Origin of the sequence: Chitinophaga sp. OAE865, from assembly GCF_040546735.1 — a bacterium.
GTDB lineage: Bacteria > Bacteroidota > Bacteroidia > Chitinophagales > Chitinophagaceae > Chitinophaga > Chitinophaga polysaccharea_A.
In genome coordinates this window covers 6,248,307-6,266,817 of sequence record NZ_JBEPOF010000001.1, presented here as the reverse complement: position 1 = coordinate 6,266,817, position 18,511 = coordinate 6,248,307, and the positions used below count along the sequence as shown (strand labels likewise).

Annotated in this window: 13 protein-coding genes; 12 read left to right on the top strand and 1 reads right to left on the bottom strand. The window is 47.1% G+C overall.

What is annotated here, in order from left to right:
- Positions 1 to 2 precede the first annotated feature (2 nt).
- From ABIE50_RS24980 to ABIE50_RS24955, 6 genes are read left to right on the top strand one after another with little or no spacing between them, the layout of a single operon-like run.
- Positions 3 to 1,154, top strand: a complete 1,152-nt coding sequence (locus ABIE50_RS24980) for a mandelate racemase/muconate lactonizing enzyme family protein (protein WP_209858470.1) — start codon at positions 3 to 5, stop codon at positions 1,152 to 1,154.
- Positions 1,155 to 1,168: 14 nt separating this feature from the next.
- Positions 1,169 to 1,927: an MBL fold metallo-hydrolase gene (locus tag ABIE50_RS24975; RefSeq protein ID WP_209858471.1), complete on the top strand. Its 759-nt coding sequence runs from the start codon at positions 1,169 to 1,171 to the stop codon at positions 1,925 to 1,927.
- Between the two features lie 26 nt (positions 1,928 to 1,953).
- Complete coding sequence (locus ABIE50_RS24970; RefSeq protein WP_209858472.1) at positions 1,954 to 2,622, top strand: RraA family protein; 669 nt, start codon at positions 1,954 to 1,956, stop codon at positions 2,620 to 2,622.
- Entirely contained in the window at positions 2,619 to 3,329 is a 711-nt protein-coding gene (locus tag ABIE50_RS24965; RefSeq protein ID WP_209858475.1) for a PIG-L deacetylase family protein, read from the top strand. The genes ABIE50_RS24970 and ABIE50_RS24965 overlap by 4 nt, the downstream gene beginning before the upstream one ends.
- Positions 3,326 to 4,063, top strand: coding sequence for a hypothetical protein (locus tag ABIE50_RS24960; protein ID WP_209858477.1), 738 nt, complete (start codon positions 3,326 to 3,328; stop codon positions 4,061 to 4,063). Before ABIE50_RS24965 ends, ABIE50_RS24960 begins: the two co-directional genes overlap by 4 nt.
- A 4-nt stretch (positions 4,064 to 4,067) precedes the next feature.
- A complete protein-coding gene (locus ABIE50_RS24955; protein WP_209858479.1) occupies positions 4,068 to 5,672 on the top strand; it encodes an SLC5 family protein in 1,605 nt (534 codons plus the stop codon).
- Between the two features lie 51 nt (positions 5,673 to 5,723).
- Here ABIE50_RS24955 and ABIE50_RS24950 read toward each other — a convergent pair whose 3' ends face one another.
- A complete protein-coding gene (locus ABIE50_RS24950) occupies positions 5,724 to 6,461 on the bottom strand; it encodes a hypothetical protein (protein WP_209858481.1) in 738 nt (245 codons plus the stop codon).
- A gap of 713 nt (positions 6,462 to 7,174) precedes the next feature.
- Here ABIE50_RS24950 and ABIE50_RS24945 point away from each other — a divergent pair.
- The 6 genes from ABIE50_RS24945 (at position 7,175) to ABIE50_RS24920 (ending at position 18,501) form a co-directional block, all read left to right on the top strand.
- Positions 7,175 to 10,216, top strand: coding sequence for a SusC/RagA family TonB-linked outer membrane protein (locus tag ABIE50_RS24945; RefSeq protein WP_209858486.1), 3,042 nt, complete (start codon positions 7,175 to 7,177; stop codon positions 10,214 to 10,216).
- A 28-nt stretch (positions 10,217 to 10,244) separates the two neighbouring features.
- Entirely contained in the window at positions 10,245 to 11,627 is a 1,383-nt protein-coding gene (locus ABIE50_RS24940; RefSeq protein ID WP_209858487.1) for a SusD/RagB family nutrient-binding outer membrane lipoprotein, read from the top strand.
- A 236-nt stretch (positions 11,628 to 11,863) separates the two neighbouring features.
- Entirely contained in the window at positions 11,864 to 12,412 is a 549-nt protein-coding gene (locus ABIE50_RS24935; protein WP_209858489.1) for an RNA polymerase sigma factor, read from the top strand.
- A gap of 58 nt (positions 12,413 to 12,470) precedes the next feature.
- Positions 12,471 to 13,490: a FecR family protein gene (locus ABIE50_RS24930; protein WP_209858490.1), complete on the top strand. Its 1,020-nt coding sequence runs from the start codon at positions 12,471 to 12,473 to the stop codon at positions 13,488 to 13,490.
- A gap of 82 nt (positions 13,491 to 13,572) precedes the next feature.
- Entirely contained in the window at positions 13,573 to 16,752 is a 3,180-nt protein-coding gene (locus ABIE50_RS24925) for a SusC/RagA family TonB-linked outer membrane protein (RefSeq protein ID WP_209858496.1), read from the top strand.
- Positions 16,753 to 16,773: 21 nt separating this feature from the next.
- Positions 16,774 to 18,501 carry a RagB/SusD family nutrient uptake outer membrane protein gene (locus tag ABIE50_RS24920; RefSeq protein WP_209858504.1) on the top strand — a complete coding sequence of 576 codons (1,728 nt, stop codon included), beginning with the start codon at positions 16,774 to 16,776 and terminating at the stop codon, positions 18,499 to 18,501.
- Positions 18,502 to 18,511 lie beyond the last annotated feature (10 nt).

Below are 18,511 nucleotides of genomic sequence, written 5' to 3'. Positions count from 1 at the left end.
ACATGAAAATAACAAACGTAGAAGCATTTATACTGCAATCGCCTTTTGAGATACGTTCTCCTGAAGGCAGTGATGAAGCAAGGGGAGTAAAACATTGTTTGCTGCTAAAAGTAAGTACAGATGAGGGGATTACCGGCTGGTCGGATGTTGAAACATCACCGCATGTGGGAGAAGCAGTGGTAAATGCGCCGGAAAGCGGGGCCGGTGTATTTGAAGGATTACGCTCACTGGTAATCGGAGAAGATCCTTTTGATGTGGAAAGACTATGGGACAAGATCTACCGCGGCACTATTTATTTTGGCAGAAGAGGAGTAGCTATGCAGGTATTGTCCGGATTTGATATTGCCTGTCATGATATTATAGGGAAAGCCATTGGCCAGCCTGTTCATAAGATACTCGGCGGGGCAAGACGGGATCGCGTGAGGGCTTATGCTTCCACGCTTTTCCGCCCAACGGTGGAAGCCATCAAAGACGCCTGTGCATTTTATCTGGGGCGCGGCTTTACCGCCGTGAAGTTTGGCTGGGGCGTTTTTGGACAGGACCGTAAACAGGATATTAAACTGGTGGCAGCAGCAAGAGAAGCCCTTGGCCCTGATGTGGAACTGATGGTGGATGCGGGCTGGATGGTGAACCGCAGTGCATACGATGCCATAGCGCTTTGCCAGGCATTGGAGCCGTATAATATTTTCTGGCTGGAAGATTTCCTGCACCCGGAATGTTATGAAGGATATGCAAAAACAAAAGCCGCAGGCGTAAAAACCAGGCTGGCTGCCGGTGAGCAGGAGGCCACTGCATGGGGCTTCCGGGAACTGATCAACAAAGGCGGAATAGATGTGATCCAGCCGGATCTTACCCGTTGCGGGGGATTCACACAGGCCAGGAAGATCATCTGGGAAGCGGAATATGCAGGGATCGATGTTTGTCCGCATGCCTGGCTGACAGACCTCCTCACTGCCGGAAGCCTTCATTTAAATGCGGTACTGCCACGGTCACTTTTCCTGGAATACAATGTCAGCGAAAATCCCATGCTCACGGAGATCATCAGGAACCCCGTGCAAATGGACAAGGATGGCTACATCGCAGTGCCCACCGGGCCCGGCCTGGGAATAGAAATAGATGAGAAAGCCGTAAAACGTTTTTGTGTAAACCTGTAAATGTGATAGATAACATGAGATCGATCCTGGAGTATGCACTTTCCCCCTCACAGGCCGCTATATGGTGGCTGGGACAGGCAGGGTATATCATCCGGGCATCAGGCCTCACAGTGGTGATAGATCCTTACCTGTCTGATTCCGCAGCAAGGGGCGCCCCCGAATTCACAAGATTATATCCTGCGCCTGTTCAGCCGGAACATCTTATGGCAGATATCTGTATCATCACACATGATCATCTCGATCACCTGGATCCGGATACCCTTTCGGGGTATCAATACAAGCAGGATACCTGGTTTGTATCGCCCCTGTTAGCTGCCAGGAAGCTCATAGCAATTGGCATCCCGGAACAAAGGATTGTTATAATAAGTGTTGGGGAAAGTAAAACCATCGAAGGACTGGTGGTCAGTGGCGTCTTTGCCTTACCCACCGGTCCCGATGTGTTGGATACCACCGGGTACCATATAAAGTTTGCCAATGGCAGGAATGTTTATCACACCAGTGATACACAGTTTCACCCGCTCCTGGTGGCTGCCGCGCCCCGGACACCGGAAGTGATGCTGGTACCCGTCAATGGTAAATGGGGCAACCCCGGACCTGAGCAGGCCGCTGAATTATCATATGCCCTGCAGCCCAGATTCGTGATGCCGAATCATTACGATATGATGGCCTTAAATGCTGAAAACCCTGGTGTTTTCAAATGGCACTGCACTAAAATGAATATGCAGGAACAATGCATTATTCCTGAGCGTATGCAACCCTTTGTTTGGGAATAAAATAGTAGCGTATAAAATATATAAAGATGATAGCACTAAATGATGACGACAAATTTGCATGGATAAGAGAGCACCTCTATGTTCCTCTTGTCTGTGATGTGCTGGATACCCTTGGATACAGGAACCAGGCCATGCACCAGCGCTTAAGGCCCCTGGATGTAAATAACTGCACCATTATCGGAAGAGCCAGAACGCTCCGGTGGATGGAAACGGATTATGTAGAAGATGATGCCTACTCCATAGAAATAGAGGCGGTAGACTCTCTCAGGAAAGGGGATGTAGTGGTACATTCCACTGACTTTGGCTCTACCAATGCACCCTGGGGCGAATTAATGAGCACTATCGCCAAGCGCAACGGCGCTGTGGGATGCATCTGTGACAGCATGATAAGGGATTGCCGCAAGATCATGGACATGAGCTTCCCCGTATTCTATGGTGGCATCCGCCCCCTTGACAGCTTGGGAAGAGGCCGGGTAATGGCTTACGATGTTCCCGTTCGTTGCGGGGATGTGGTGGTACATCCCGGGGAACTGATCTTTTCCGACTTCGATGGTATTGTGGTGATCCCACGAGAAGTAGAAGATAAAGTACTGGAGCTTGCTTTTGAGAAAGGATCTAAAGAAGACCAGTCAAGAAGGGACCTGTTGAACGGGGACTCTTTAAGAACAGTATACAACAGATACGGTGTATTATGATGAATATACTTTGTGTGGCTGCACACCCCGATGATATAGAAATACTTTGCGCCGGAACACTGATCCGTTACGCCAGGGAAGGCCATAAAGTAACAATGGCCATTTTCACCAGCGGAAATATGGGAGATACGAAGATCCCGCCGGAAGAGCTGGAAAAGATAAGAGAGAAAGAAACCCGCGATGCCGCAGCCATTATAAACGCAAACGTGATCTGGGCCGGGGTGATGGATGAACACGTTTTCCCGGACAGGGAACAACGGCGGCTTATGATAGACATCCTGCGCGAAGCAGATCCTGATGTGATCTTCACCCATTCTCCCAACGATTATCACCCGGATCATCGCTATGTAAGCCAGCTGGTGTTCGACGCATATTTTCAGAAAGGCCTGCCGTTCATTCCTGGTCAGTCGAAACCTGCCTGCCGTTTCGGTCATGCATCACTTTATTACATGGACAATCTCGGGGGCATAGGATTTCTGCCGTCGGAGTATGTGAATATCAGCGATGTTATGGATGTAAAACAGCAAATGCTGGCCTGTCATAAAAGCCAGGTGGAAGCCATGAAAGAACTGGCAGCTACTGATCTGGCAGATATGGTATCGGTACAGGCCCGCTTTAGAGGATTAGCCGCCGGTTGCAGGTATGCAGAAGGCTTCACAAGATTGGATGCTTATCAGCGTGGACTAACCAGCAGGGTGCTGCCATGATAAGTACTGTAAAATACGCGGCAGGAGATACCGAAATGATAGTGGGCGTATCCGCCGGCCCGCGTATACTTTCACTGCGTTACAACGGCGGGGAGAACCTGCTGTACGTGGATCATACAGGTTTCAGCGTAGGGGAATGGAAGATGTACGGAGGGCATCGCTTCACCATTGCACCTGAAACAGCAGCCAGTTACTATCCCGACAATACGCCCTGCGAAGTGTTGGAAACAGCAGCCGGGTTGTTGATAAAGGCGCGGCAAAGGCCGGATGGCCTCAGGTTTTCCATAAAGATCACAACAGCTGGAACTGATGGTTTTAATATACATCATATCCTGGAGAACAATGGAACAGAAAACTGGACCGGGGCGTTATGGGGCATTACCTGTGTTCCCCGCACCGCAGATATACTGGCTTCCTGTAATACGCCGGAAGTCAATTACTGGCCGGGTACAGATCCGGGAAACTGGGAACTGGCTGCCGGGTACATGATCCCCGCACCGGGGGAGCACAGGGGTAAAACAGGATGGTATGAAGAGTGGGGGTGGCTTGCCGCCATACAACCGGCGGGAACACTGATCATCCGGAACAAAGATCATAACATAGAAAAGCAGCATAATAACCTGGAAGTATTCGTCTGTAAAGATTACGCGGAACTGGAAACACTTGGCCCGCAGCAAACGATCGCGCCAGGCTGCAGTACGGAACACCTGCAACACTGGCACATATTTATATAACAGCATGGAAAAATTTCATCTCTCATTAACAGATATTCTGATCATCACCGGGGAAATCCTGTTAGTGGTAATCATTGGTTTGGTGGCGGCCAGGAAAGTAAAGCGTACCACGCAGGGATATTTCCTTGCTGCAGGTAATATGCCCTGGTACCTTATCGGCGCTGCATTTGTATCCACCAGCGTTTCGAGTGAACAGATCGTGGGAACGATAGGAGCCGCCTACAAAGGCGGTATGGCTATTGCAAACTGGGAGTGGTGGAGCCTGCCCACTTATTTGCTGATGATGATATTTTTTATCCCGCTCTACCTGCGCAATAAGATTATGACGGTTCCGGAGCTGCTCAATCGCAGGTTTGGCCCTGCCTGTGGAGCGATATACAGTATAGTGATCCTTATAGGGTATATTTTTGTTTTTCTGCCACCCGTAATATACGGAGGCAGTATCACTCTCAGCGAATTGACCGGCTGGCCACGGTATTATGTCATGGCCGGTATAATATTAGTTACCGCCAGTTACACACTGGCAGGAGGTTTAAGCTCAGTGATGTGGACAGACGCAATTCAATGCGTGATGCTCATTGGTGGCGGCGTAATATTCTATTTTGTAGCATTGGATAAAATACCCGGCGGCTGGAATGCCATGGTGGCGGCGGCTCCCGAAAGATTTCATCTCTACCATCCTCCATCCGATCCGCAGGCTCCTTTCCTAAGTTTGATACTTGCATCTTTTGGCGTATTTCTTTTTTATCAGTCTTCCAACCAGGTAATGATCCAGCGGATCCTTTCCGCCCGCAGCAAATGGGATGGGATGATGGGACTTATCTTCTCAGGGTTTATCAATATTATACGGCCACTCGTAACCTGTTTATTAGGATTGATTATTTATCATTGGCTGGATATAATGCGGCAGGGCCCTTCCCTGTTGCCCGATGAGCAGGACCGTGCATTCCCTGTAGCACTGCAGCTTTTTGCTCCTTCAGGTTTGAGAGGGATTATCCTGGGTGGTTTTTTTGCAGCTGTAATGGCGAGCGTAAGCGCACTTTCAAATAGTGTGGCTACTATTTTCTCACTGGATGTGTACCGCCGCTTCTGGAGGAAAAAGGCGGGAGACAGGGAGTTAATCACCACAGGCCAGCTCTCGGGAGGTGCTGCTTTACTGATCTCTTCACTGGTGGCGCCGTATGTTGGTACGGTAGGATTATTCAGGTATTTTCAGACCGGCGTAACCTATATCGCTACGCCGTTTATTTCAGTATTGCTGATGGGCATCTTCTGGAAAAGAGCCAGCTATGGCGGCGCAATTGCCGGGTTGCTGGGAGGTGTAGTTATCCAGGTGTTACTTGCCGTGGCATTGTATGCGATGGATATTAACCTTCACTGGTTGTATATTGGCGCTATCGCACAGGTGCTTACGATGGGGCTGATAGCAGTGGTATCCCTTTACACGCCCGCCCCTCAGCCGGAGCAAATAAAGCCATTCATCTGGAATATAGCATGGTTGCGTACCTGGGGAGAGGGCGAAGTTAAACGTCCCTGGTATCAAAGCCTGAAACTTTGGCTGGCATTATATGCGGTCGCCTGGTGTTATATTTACTGGAGGTTTTGGTGAGATTATGTCAGACTGATGTAACTGATTGATTTTCTATAAAGGGTTAGACCGCTACTCAAATGACACATTTCTTTCAATAGTCCCGATAATACTGATACTGCTGCCTTTGACCAGCTCCGGGCTTACTTTTCCATTCTTTTGGGCGATAAATGTAAACGAGAGTATACTGAGCTGGTGCGTTGGATTATCAAAGGCAGACCTGGATACCACGTAACGCCCTGCAGGCTGAACGCTGAATGTATCCGGTAATTGTCCTTCATAGGTAGTGATATTGGGCTCCTCCTGTTTTTTTACTTTCATGGATCTCGCGATGGCCAGGTAATTTACGCCGGTGAGCCCTTTCCAGGTTATTTCATAGTCCTTATACCGGTTCCCCTTTTCGGTATAACTGATGTTTTGACCATCCACCAGGTCAAGGGCATCTATCCGGGCCAGGAATGATTTTTTGCCATCCGGAAGCACTATTTCAAAATTGAACTGGTTGTTTTCGGGGTTAGCACTATCCTTTAAATAATAAGTGCTGGATGTGTAATAGAGTTCCTTTCTGACCGTGTACTTTACCTCCGCCCCGTTCACATAGATTTTAATAGCGTCGTTTTTTATGGTTTTTCCTTCTTCATCGTACAAAATGACAACTACCTGGTTTTCGATCCTGCTATGTAAACGCTGTGTAATATTGATTTCTGCGCGGATGAGCGACAGACTGCCTACAGGGCCTTTAGACAATTTTGATTCATTGCACGACAGTGCAACGACCAACATACAGAATATAGGGAATAGTTTTTTCAACGAGGTGTTTTTTTAGTGATAACAATAACTGTTTTCTGTTGTCTCAGACCATCTGCAGAATCACAGCAGGCACTAAATTTTTGTTGGACATAAAGTACGACATTTTAATATTCAGTATGGCAGGTAGTATTTTTTATTTCCATCTGCTGTGAGGCCTTTGTTAATGTAATATGCGCTTGCCGGGTGTTATATTACCGGAGATTTGGGTAAATTTGTTCCCAGTGAGCCTAGACGCTTAATTTAACCTCAATTTCCAGCCTGTTGAAAAGCCATGTTACCATATGGTTACTCCCTGGCTACTGTATGGATACTCCCCGGTTCCCCCATATATCCCCCATATATAAGCCGCTGTTGCCCCGTATATAACCTGTATTTATAAGATCCGGGTTATGACCAGGTAAAAAGCAGGGAATGCTTCCCGCTAAAGTGGGTAGTAGTTACCCTGAGAGGGTATGAGAAGTTTCTGAAAGTATAAAACCGGGTTACGTTTATCCGTTTTAATATATTGCTGTAACTGCTCTTCCCCTTCTTATGTACATTATTGTCAATACGACATTTAACATGCGTATAAATTAATCTCATAAAGAACTTTGGGATAATATTCGTATATAATCGGTTAATTATTCTGAATCCATCTACCCAGCTTACTCCTAATTTTAGTGTGCTAACTATTCTATGAGGTCCTTCAACCTGTCAACCAAAACATTATTCAAATGGCACTATCAGCAAAATCAGCAGTATCACGATGTATTGTACCGCTATGCGTGGTATGTTTTATTGCTTTCTTTTCCTTTTCTGCCGCGGCGCAGAAAAAGGCGATCACTGGTACCGTGGCCGATTCCACCGGTATGCCTGTTATTGGCGCCACCGTCCGGGAGAAGAATGGCAAGGCGGTTACCACCTGTGGGGCCGACGGATCATTTAAATTAACCGTTGATGAAAAGAATTCGCTGGTCGTATCCAGCGTCGGGTTCCTTAATGCGGAAGTACCGGTGGGCAGCAGAACCACTTTCGCCATTACTTTAAGCAGCAATACATCCGCACTGAATACGGTGGTGGTAACGGCGCTGGGTGTAAAACGGGATAAGCGTAACCTTACGTTCAGCTCCCAGCAGCTGAACGGGGAGGAACTGTTAAAAACCAAGGAGCCAAACCTGGTGAACACTTTGGCTGGTAAGGTACCGGGTATACAGATCACCAGTTCCTCCGGTAATGCAGGGGCCTCGTCCCGCATTGTGATCAGGGGGAATTCTTCTCCTACCGGCGAGAACCAGGCCTTATTTGTAATAGATGGCGTGCCTGTAGATAACACGGAAACCGGCAATATTGGCGGCGGGGCGGCTGGCTCCGGTGTAAACCGTATCTCAGATATTGATCCTGCTATCATAGAAAATGTGAACATCCTTAAAGGCGCTGCTGCTACGGCATTATACGGTTCTTCCGGCGCCAGGGGAGTAGTGCTCATTACCACTAAGAACGGTGGGGTAGACAGAAAGCCGGTGTTCAGTTTTTCTTCTGATGCCTCCTTTGAGCATCCGCTGTTACCGGAACGTCAGAATATTTACGGCCAGGGCACGGAAGGTATCTTTTACAACGGGGAGGATGCTGACAAAAAAACAAGCCTTTCCTGGGGGCCCCGCATGGATACGCTCAAAGTAAACGGCAAACCCGCGCCAACCTATGATCCATACGATTTTTTCCGTACCGGTATTACTACCAACAACACTATTTCTGCTTCCGGGAGTAACAACAGTTCCAACTACTTCCTCAGCTATTCTTATTTCAACCAGAAAGGGGTGATGCCGGAAAATGATTTTAAGCGGCATTCGTTTTTTGCAAAATATAATTCCAAAATAGGTAAGTATGTAAGCACTACTTTCCAGATGGGATATAGCAACTCCAACCAGGACAGGCTGCCGGAAGGCGCCAGCAACGGGCCTTTGTTTGTGCTGTTGCTGCAGCCGGTATCCTGGAATCCTTACCCCGTGCTCCTGCCCGATGGCAGCCAGCGCGGCTACCGCAATTCCAGGAATATGCCGCTATGGACGCTCGATAATATCAGCAACAATTCCAAAGTAAACAGGTTTCTCCCGGTATTTACCGCCAATATCACTCCCACCAGCTGGCTGACTATTACTGAAAGACTTGGCGCTGATATTTACACCGAGTCCGATAAATATGTAGAGTATCCAAGTCCGCAGATAGGGCTCACCGGGCAGATCAGGAACCAGAACATCAACTTCAGGCAATTCAACAATGACCTGATCATTAATGCTACAAAAACATTTGGCAAATTTAATGTGAACCTGTTGCTCGGTAATAATATCTATACCACCTACAACCAATATATGAATATCAATAGCACCGGGCTGAATATTATCGATTTCAATAATTTATCCTCCGGTACTACTATCACCGGTACGGAAAGCCATACCCAGCTCAGGAAAGTGGGCTTCTACTCACAGGCAAACATTGAGTATAACCGCTTCCTGAACCTGTCGCTCACCGGCAGGTACGATGGCAGCTCCGTGCTTAATCCTGATAAGAACTTTTATCCATACGGATCGGCAGCCGCCAGTTTTATCTTTTCCGAATTCCTGGGCGCTAAGGCTTCCAGTGTCATAAACTTCGGAAAGGTGCGGTTGAGTTATGCCACGGTAGGTAACGACGGGGTAGGGGCCTATGCGCTGTCTACTCCCTATGTACAGGCAGGCAGGAACACCAATGCCGGTTACTTCCTGTACCCGTTCCAGGGGCAACAGGGATTTTTACTCACACCTGCACTGGGTAACCCGTCGCTCATCAATGAACGGCTCAACGAGTATGAAGCAGGGCTTGAAATGCGTTTCCTGAGAGACAGGATCAGCTTTGAAGGATCTTATTTTAGCCGCCGTTCCAAAAACGGTCTTATTCCCGGTTCACAGATCTCCAATGCCACCGGCTACAGCAGTACCACTTTTAACTCCGCTGAAATATCCAACAAAGGAATAGAGTTGCTGCTGGCTGCTACGCCTGTGAAATCGAAAGATTTCAGCTGGAATATTACCCTGAACTTTTCAAAGATCAAAAACGAGGTGCTTACGCTGGGACCGGGCATTGACCAGCTGGGGCGCCTGATCAAAGGCCAGCCATATAATATTTTCTTTGGCCCCCGTTATAAGCGTGCAGATAACGGCGAATTGCTCATCGACGCCGGGGGCTTGCCGGTAGTAGACCCGCAACAGGGTATTGTAGGCGATATTAACCCGGATTGGCTGGCTGGCATGGATAACAACTTCCGCTATAAACAGTTCAGCTTCTCCTTTTTCTTCGACATGAAAAAAGGCGGGGATGTACAAAACGATGTGGAATCAGCCGGCTTTTACTATGGCACTGCGAAGGTAACGGCTAACCGTGGTAAAATAGTAGTGAAGGGGATCAGTGAAGTAGACGGAAAGGCCAACAACGTGGAAGTAGATGCACAAACTTACTACCAGACCAGGCAATACGAATCTACCATCCAGGACGGTACTTATATCAAGTTGCGGAACGTAAGCCTTTCCTACTTCCTGCCGGGGTCTTTCCTGGCAAGAACTCCTTTCAAATCCGCTTCGCTGGCAGTTACCGGCAGGAACCTCTGGATCTACAGCCCGCATTTTACAGGCGCTGATCCGGAAGTAAGCTCTTATGGCACAGGCAACAGCTCGCAGGGCATCTACGCGTTTTCTACGCCTACATCCCGCTCTATCAACTTTTCACTGAAATTCAGTTTTTAGTATGCCAGCACCACTAAAATTTATCAACATGAGAAAGTCTTTTTATATACTGCTGCTTACAGGTCTTTGTTTACAGGGCTGTAAAAAATTCCTGGACGTTAACAAAGATCCCAACAACCCGGTGGATGTACAGGAATCACTGATCCTGCCGCCGCTGGAGCTGAACATTTCCGATAATATCCAGGGTGGCAATGCGGGGATCATTATACAGAACTATGTGCAGAACATAGCTGCCAACCAGCTGAATCCTTACGTGGGCAGTTACCAGTTGTTTAATATTGATATGGATGGCGATTGGTCCAACTTCTACGTGACCTCGCTCAATAACCTGATCACCCTGAATAAAAAGGCGGAAGCGAATAACAACTGGAACTATGCAGCTATCGCCAAAATACTTACTGCCTATACACTGGGCACCGCTACCGATTTCTGGGGAGATATCCCTTATTCCAAAGGGTTCACCAGCGGGGTGTTCACAGTGCCTTACGATAAACAGGAAGATATCTATAAAAGTATACAGTCGCTCCTCACCGATGCCATTGCCAACATTGATAAGAACAGCAGCCCAAAGACCCCCGCAGGCGACGACTACTTCTACAACGGTAATATGGATGCCTGGCGTAAACTCGCCTGGTCGCTGAAAGCCAGGTATTATATGCATCTCACGAAAGCGCCCGGCTATGCCGCCAAAACACAGGCAGAAAGCGCAATGGCCGCCCTGAAAAACGGCATGTCATCCAACAACGACGATTTTAAGTTCACCTACACAGGTGCAGCCGGATCGGAAAATATCTGGTACCTCACCTTTACTCCTGTAACTACTTACGTGATGAATGCCACGCTGGTAGATACATTGCGTAACCGGAATGATCCCCGGCTGCCGAAGATGATTGCCCCGGCAAAGACAACCGGGCTGTATACCGGCAGGAGGATAGGCACTCCCACGGGCGACCTGGATAAGTATTCTCACCCCGCCGCGTTTTATGGCGCCAAGGCATCTTCCAATTATATATTCAATTATTCAGAAACCCTATTCATACAGGCGGAGGCCCTGCTGATCACCAATGGTTTTGCTGCAGCGCAGCCGGTGTATGTAAATGCCATCAATTCCCATTTGTCCAAACTCGGTATTGATACCACTTCCGCCGCAGCCACAGCTTATGTAAACAGCCGTAAATTAACTGCCGGCAATGCGTTACAGCTGATCATGGAAGAAAAAGCAGTAGCCAATATTTTCAACTTTGAAACGTATAACGACTGGAGGAGAACAGGTTTCCCAAAATTGCAGAAAGTAGACGGCGCATTGATAGACATCCCCCGGCGGTTATTGTATCCGCAGAGCGAAATATTAACGAATGCACAGCCACAACAATCAGCTGTACAGAGCACGAAAGTTTGGTGGGATAATTAAAACGGGAGGGAAAAGTAAAGCATCTTTCAAAGTGCAAAGTATAAGTTAACCAAAAGGGATCTGCCAGTACCTTCGTACTACGGCGGAATCTCTTTTGGTTTATCCGGAGGTATCCAGGTGCAGCTTATTACGCAGGTGGCCCGGTATCTTTTATTTCGTTTTTGCAGGAAATTACTTATTTTAACGGAAATACCTCTCCAATTTCCAAGAACTAAATAAGTAATATCCGGGACTTAATGCAGGAGTACATTCAAAATATCATAAATGATGATCAGGTGGCATTTGAAATGGTATTTAAACTGAGTCACCGGAAAATTTATGCCTATTATCTTAAGAAGACGGCATCCGCGGAATTGGCGGATGAACTGACGCAGCTTGCTTTTATAAAATTATGGCGTTTCCGGCATACGCTGGCAACTAATATCAGCATGGATATACAGCTGTTCCGGATAGCTAAATCAACATTGTTGGATCATTTCAAAAAAGTAGCTGCAGAAGAAAGGAACCTGAAATCATATTACCGGGATTATTTCCCTGGGACCACTGTTTCTCCCACCACTTACGAAACGAATGAGCAGCTTACTGCCATATTAAACCAGTTGCCACCTACCCGCAGGCAGGTTTTTATCCTGAGTAGAATAGAGGGCTACAGCTATTCGGAAATAGCGGCCCGGCTGTCGATCTCTCCCAGAACAGTTGAAAAACACATATCGTTGGCATTAAAACAATTAGGTGGTTATGGAAGTGCAACGGTCATCATCTTTTTAGCGTATCATATTTCCTGAAATTTTTTTTTATTGATTACGGGTATCCTGCAGGCAGGATCGTATTAGGATTAGAGATATGGATATAACCGATAAATTGCTGGACAAATATTTTAAAGGCCAATGTACGCAGGAGGAGCAACAGGCAGTAAGTTCCTTTTTGTGCCAGGTGGATGAGCTACCGGATTACCTGGTTACAAAAGCAGAATGGGACGATGTGGAAGACGCCTTATTATCAGCCGAAAAGACTGATCAACTTTTTGCAAAGATAAAAGAAAGCGTTTTCCCTGAGCCCAGGCGTATACATTGGGCCAGGAATGTTGCGGCAGCAGCGGTTATTGCTATATCGATACCCGTGGGATATTTCCTGTTCATGAAGCCCCGGGCAAATCCTAAAATCGCACAAAATGAGAAGCATCAAAAAGAAGAAGCCCACGTAACACCGTGGAAATCTACCTATAACTATGGTAATAACAGCGAAATAGTAATACTACCGGATAGTTCGGAAGTAAGGGTATACCCGGGAGGCGAAATCAGCTATACGCGTGATTTTATCCGGGAAAAAAGAGAAGTATACCTGAAGGGAAGCGCTTATTTTAAAGTATCAGGCAACCAGCAGCATCCTTTTATTGTGTATGCCGGCGGCGTTTCCACCACCGTGCTCGGTACTTCTTTCACCATCACGGCACTGGAAGGCGGCCATACTGTTAGTATTAAATTGCATACCGGGAAGGTATTGGTTAAAAACATTATTTCAGAGAAGGGCGTGCCCTCTTTCAGTAATGTGCTAACACCCGGAGAGGTGCTGGTGCTGAACAAAAATGCCGGAACCGTTAAGGTGGCAGACAAACAGGCGCCTGTTCCGTTAACAGATTCCGTATCATTTAATTTTGTACAAACACCCTTGCCGGATGTCTTTAATAAGCTGGGACGCCATTTCAGGGTGAAAATAAGTTTTGACGATGCAGCATTGAAAACAATGTATTTTACGGGAACAATAGATTTACAAATTCCACTTGATCAAATATTAAAAGATGTTACAGAAGTGAACAATTTAACATCTGCCAGAACCAACAAAGGATTTATAATAAAGAAATAATCAGCGCCATTTAGAATTTGCATTTACCCGGTTTACCGGGAAGGGGTTCCTTTTGCTTAAAACCAAAATTGCTAAAAAAACTATGCAAAAAAGAATTACAAGAAATCTGTTCTTCATCTTATCCTTTATACTCTGCACCGCTATGTTACAGGCGCAAACTCCCGAAATAACCGGTATCGTAAAGGATGAATCAGGCACGCCACTGATTGCGGCCACTGTTACGGTGACGCTCAAAAGTGATGTACAGAAAAAGAAATCTGCGCTTACCAACCCGGACGGAAAGTTTACTATACCGGACCTGGAAGCAGGAGTGGCCTACCAGATCAGCGTGTCCTATATTGGTTATAAAACCTGGACCATTGATAATTTTGTATTAAAACCGGCAGAGCAATCATCCCTGATTGTTAGCCTTAAAACCAATGCCGAGCTGGGAGAAGTAGTGGTGCTGGGATATGGCAAGAGCAGCAAGCGGAACCTGTTACAGAGCGTAAGTTCTATGAAGGGAAAGGACGTAGTGGAGGTACCTTCCGCTACATTGTCGCAAACCATGGCAGGAAGGGTGCCTGGCCTTGTTATCACACAAACCGGCGGAAAACCAGGCAGATCATCCAGCATACGTGTACGCGCCTACGATGGATTTGGCCCCGCCAAGCCTCCTTTATTTGTAATTGACGGTGTGATCTCCGATCAGTTTGCGTTTGACGGTCTGGATGCTTCCGAAGTTGATAACATATCCGTATTGAAAGACGGGGCTTCTGCATCTGCCTACGGCGTACGTGGCGCCAATGGGGTAATTGTGGTAACAACAAAAAAAGGTATCACCGGTCCGCCCCTGATAAATGTTATTTCCAGCTACAGCATTAATGAGCCCACCGTGCAACCGAAAACACTGAGCGCTTATGATGAGGCTGTACTTTCAAATGATATCCTGCAGCAGGTAAATCCTACCGGTTACCAGACCGATTCCAGGTATTACGCAAAAGATGAACTGGACTACTGGAAAACGCATGATGTAAACCTGCTGAAGAAGTATTACAAACGGCCTACAGAATACCGTACTACCGCCAACATTTCCGGTGCGAGTGAAAAGATCAACTATTTCGTAAGCGGGTCTTTTTACAAGGGAACCGGCTCCTTTGACAACATAGATTACCAGAAATATAATATCCGGGCAAAGGTAGATGCCAGGATCACCAGGGATCTTAGTATAGGCCTCAATCTCACTACGGATATCAGGAACGACCAGAAGCCTTACTGGGAGTATGATTACGATAACGATGATATGCCCGATCTGTACAAGGGATTACTGTCCAGGGGAAAAATGGCGCCGGATTACGTGGAATACAATGGTAAAAGCTATCCCGTTGGAACGCTGATGGCATGGCATCCGGGAGAAGTGATCAACGGTAATACAGGATACAACCGTAAGAAATGGAGTAATTACCAGGCATTGGTGGATGTGAATTATAACCTGTCGTCGCTGGTAGACGGGCTAAAGCTGAGAGCTACCTTTGCCAACTATACCAGGCATGATTTCAGGAAAACGCTCAATCTGCCTTACAACCTTTATATCACCAACCGGTTTGGCAGCAACAACCACCTCATAGGCGATGAGATAGATTTTTCGCGTACAAAGCAACGGAACGATGGCAATGCTATCAATGAAACCTATAATGCAGGCAGCTTTTACCAGTTGAACTTTTATGTCAATTATGATAAATCATTTGGCAAACACAATATTTCAGCCACTGCCATGTACGAGCAGAGCGAAACCAACAACGACGCGTTTAATGCCAGGAACCAGTTTGTGCTTTCCCGGCAGCTCGACCAGTTAAGCCTGGCCAGCAGCGATCCGCTGAATTATAGTGTTGGCGGCAGTGAATTTGACGATGGGCGTTTGGCTGCATTTGCCCGTTTGAGCTATAACTATGCAGGAAAATACCTGGTGGAGGGATCTTTCAGGTATGAAGGCTCCAGGTATTTTATTCCAAGTAACAGGTATGCCCTCTTCCCCGCAGTATCTGCAGGATGGCGCATCAGTGATGAAGCCTTTTTTAAGGATAATGTAAGGTTTGTGAATGATCTTAAACTCCGGGCCTCCTTTGGTATGACCGGTGAAGAACCTAACCTGAACGCCGACGGATCACTGAACACCACGTTGCAATGGGAGCAATACTACCGGAAGAACCAGGGCGCCATCTTTGGCAGTATCTCCAATGGCGTTTCACTGGGAGCATATCCCAATGCGGATATCACCTGGGCTAAAAAACAATCAATTGACATCGGCTTTGATGCCAGCCTGTTTAATAACAGTGTAAACATTTCCGCAACACGCTTTATGACCAAAAGGAAAGACATTCTCGGCGATGTTGGCGCCAGTGTGCCTACCACCTGGGGCGCCACTTATCCCCTGGTAAACTTTGGCGCAATGGAATCCAAAGGGTATGAAATAAGTGTTGACTACAGGAAATCCCTCAATAAGCATTTAACCTTCAATGCAGGTATTAACTACAGCTACGCGGTAAATAAACAGGTGCGTATTAACCAGGCCCAGAATATCAGGGATTATCAGAATCAGCTTGGCAGGCCAACAGGTGGTATAATGGGATATATCGCCACAGATATTCTCCGTACACAGGCAGATATTGACGCATTGCCGGCCGGTTACACCATTAACGGCGCAGTGCCCAAACTTGGTATGCTTAATTTCAAAGACATACGCGGCGCCACTTCCGATAAACCGGATGGCAAAATTGACGCAAACGACCAGGAGTTTATTGCCAGGTATTCCACGCCGCCCTCTATCTATAACCTGACCCTGGGAGTTACCTGGAGATCTTTCAGTATAGATCTGCTGATCCAGGGCACAGGCAATTACTATAAAGTTCGGAGCCCGTTACTTAACAACGCACAATATCTTACACAGGAAGCAGGTAGTGCCGCGTTCTGGGGCGACCACTGGAGCCCGCAGAATCCCAATGGCAGGTACCCGATTTATGTGGATGAAGGAGGAGGGGGAAATGCTTCCACTTTCTGGCTGGATAATGCTTCATTCATCCGTCTAAAGAACCTGAACCTGGGTTGGGCGGTGCCTTTATCTCATTCCGGCAAATCCGTATTCAAAAGTGTGAGAGTATACTTCAACGGTTCCAACCTGTTCCTCCTGAAAAACAAGATCAAAGTATATGACCCCGAGGCACAGAGCCTGGTGTCTTACCCGCTTAACCGCAATTATACTTTAGGAGTGAATGTTACTTTATAAAAATCATAATTCTTTAGTGCTATGAATAGATTTTTCAGCTGCAAAAATTTAATACAGGTTTTTATCACAGGCCTGGTATTGTCGGTTTCCGGCTTGCTGGGTTGTAAAAAGGTGTTGGATAAGCCGGACCTGGGGGCTATACCGGGCAGTGAAGTCTGGACGGACCTGAACCTGAGCACCGCGTTTCTGAACAATATATATTTCAATGCAATGCCCAACTGGCCGGATGCTACTAACCATGTTTCCGATGAAGGCGCCGGGGGAGGCAGTACCTTATATGGGCAGCTTACTGTTAATTCAATTACTTACTGGCCTTATGCAGATGTGAGAAGCATAAATCTCCTGTTGCAACAGGTTCCGGGAGCGCCATTTACTGAAAGCGATAAGAACTCGCTGATAGGGCAGGCATTATTTCTCCGGGCATGGCTTTATTTCCAGCTGGTAAGCAGGTACGGGGGCGTACCCATTATCCTTACCCCGCAGAGCCTGGAAGATAATCTTAATGTAACACGTAATAAAACATCCGAGTGTATTACACAGATCATAAAAGACCTGGACGATGCCGCGGCATTATTACCTGCCAGCTGGAGTACAGATAACGCAGGAAGGGCTACACGGGGCGCCGCTTTGGCGCTTAAAGGCAGGGTATTGCTGCACTATGCCTCCGAGCAGTTCAATCCCGCACAGGATCAATCAAGATGGCAAACAGCTTACAACGCTAATAAAGCTGCTATGGACTCGCTGACTAAATACGGTAATGCACTGATGCCTGATTTCAGGAACCTGTGGTTTGTTGAAGGCAACGCGAATACAGAAGCAATAATGGTAACCCGTTTCAGCTACCCGGGTCGCGCGCAAACACATGATGCATCCGTAAGGCCACTGGAAGAGTCGCAGAATTTTACAGGCGGGGATCAGCCTTCACTGGAACTGGTAAACGCGTTTCCCATGAAGAACGGGTTGCCTGTCACCGCGCAGGGATCGGGATATAACCCGCAGGCATATTGGCTGAACCGCGATCCGCGCTTTGCCACCACCATTGTGCATAATGGTGATCCCTGGGCGCTTTCAGGAAAAACAGGCCGTATCCAATGGACATTCAGCGGGGGAGAAGCCATCAGCGGAACTTTCTCCGGTTTTTATACCCGGAAAACAATTTTTGAGGGATATAAACCATTCGATGCCGAGCATAGCGGAACCGATTGGATAGAAATAAGAATGGCTGAAGTAATGCTGAATTATGCGGAAGCTGCTAACGAAGTTGGTAATGTACAGGTGGGATATGATATGCTGAACGCCATCCGGAAAAGAGCGGGCATTGATGCCGGAACAGACGGTAACCATGGATTAAAACCAGGCATGACGAAAGCGGAAATGAGAGCGGCTATTCTCCTGGAAAGAAGACTGGAACTGGCTTTTGAAGGTAAACGCGATCAGGATCTGAGAAGACGGCGGTTGTACGCGTCTGTATTAAACGGGAAGAAACGTACCGGTCTTGATATCAGGCTGATCAAGTTCGGCGGTAAAGCGGCAGATTTTTTTGCAGCATATGCCACCGGAACTATTAACCTGGCTACCGATTACTTTAGCTATTTTAGTGAAACGCCTAAGATGCTGGACCCGAACAATGAGATTAATTATAAAGACGAATATTATTTCTATGCCATTCCCCTGGAGCATCTCCAGAAAAATCCCAACCTGCAGCAAACCAAAGGATGGGATGGCGGCACCTTTGATCCATTGTTATAACAGGAGAGAA

Coding starts and splice junctions, on each gene's coding strand:
- ABIE50_RS24945 (WP_209858486.1), top strand. CDS start 7,175: ATGGCACTATCAGCAAAATCAGCAGTATCACGATGTATTGTACCGCTA.
- ABIE50_RS24935 (WP_209858489.1), top strand. CDS start 11,864: ATGCAGGAGTACATTCAAAATATCATAAATGATGATCAGGTGGCATTT.
- ABIE50_RS24975 (WP_209858471.1), top strand. CDS start 1,169: ATGAGATCGATCCTGGAGTATGCACTTTCCCCCTCACAGGCCGCTATA.
- ABIE50_RS24955 (WP_209858479.1), top strand. CDS start 4,068: ATGGAAAAATTTCATCTCTCATTAACAGATATTCTGATCATCACCGGG.
- ABIE50_RS24940 (WP_209858487.1), top strand. CDS start 10,245: ATGAGAAAGTCTTTTTATATACTGCTGCTTACAGGTCTTTGTTTACAG.
- ABIE50_RS24960 (WP_209858477.1), top strand. CDS start 3,326: ATGATAAGTACTGTAAAATACGCGGCAGGAGATACCGAAATGATAGTG.
- ABIE50_RS24930 (WP_209858490.1), top strand. CDS start 12,471: ATGGATATAACCGATAAATTGCTGGACAAATATTTTAAAGGCCAATGT.
- ABIE50_RS24970 (WP_209858472.1), top strand. CDS start 1,954: ATGATAGCACTAAATGATGACGACAAATTTGCATGGATAAGAGAGCAC.
- ABIE50_RS24965 (WP_209858475.1), top strand. CDS start 2,619: ATGATGAATATACTTTGTGTGGCTGCACACCCCGATGATATAGAAATA.
- ABIE50_RS24925 (WP_209858496.1), top strand. CDS start 13,573: ATGCAAAAAAGAATTACAAGAAATCTGTTCTTCATCTTATCCTTTATA.
- ABIE50_RS24920 (WP_209858504.1), top strand. CDS start 16,774: ATGAATAGATTTTTCAGCTGCAAAAATTTAATACAGGTTTTTATCACA.
- ABIE50_RS24980 (WP_209858470.1), top strand. CDS start 3: ATGAAAATAACAAACGTAGAAGCATTTATACTGCAATCGCCTTTTGAG.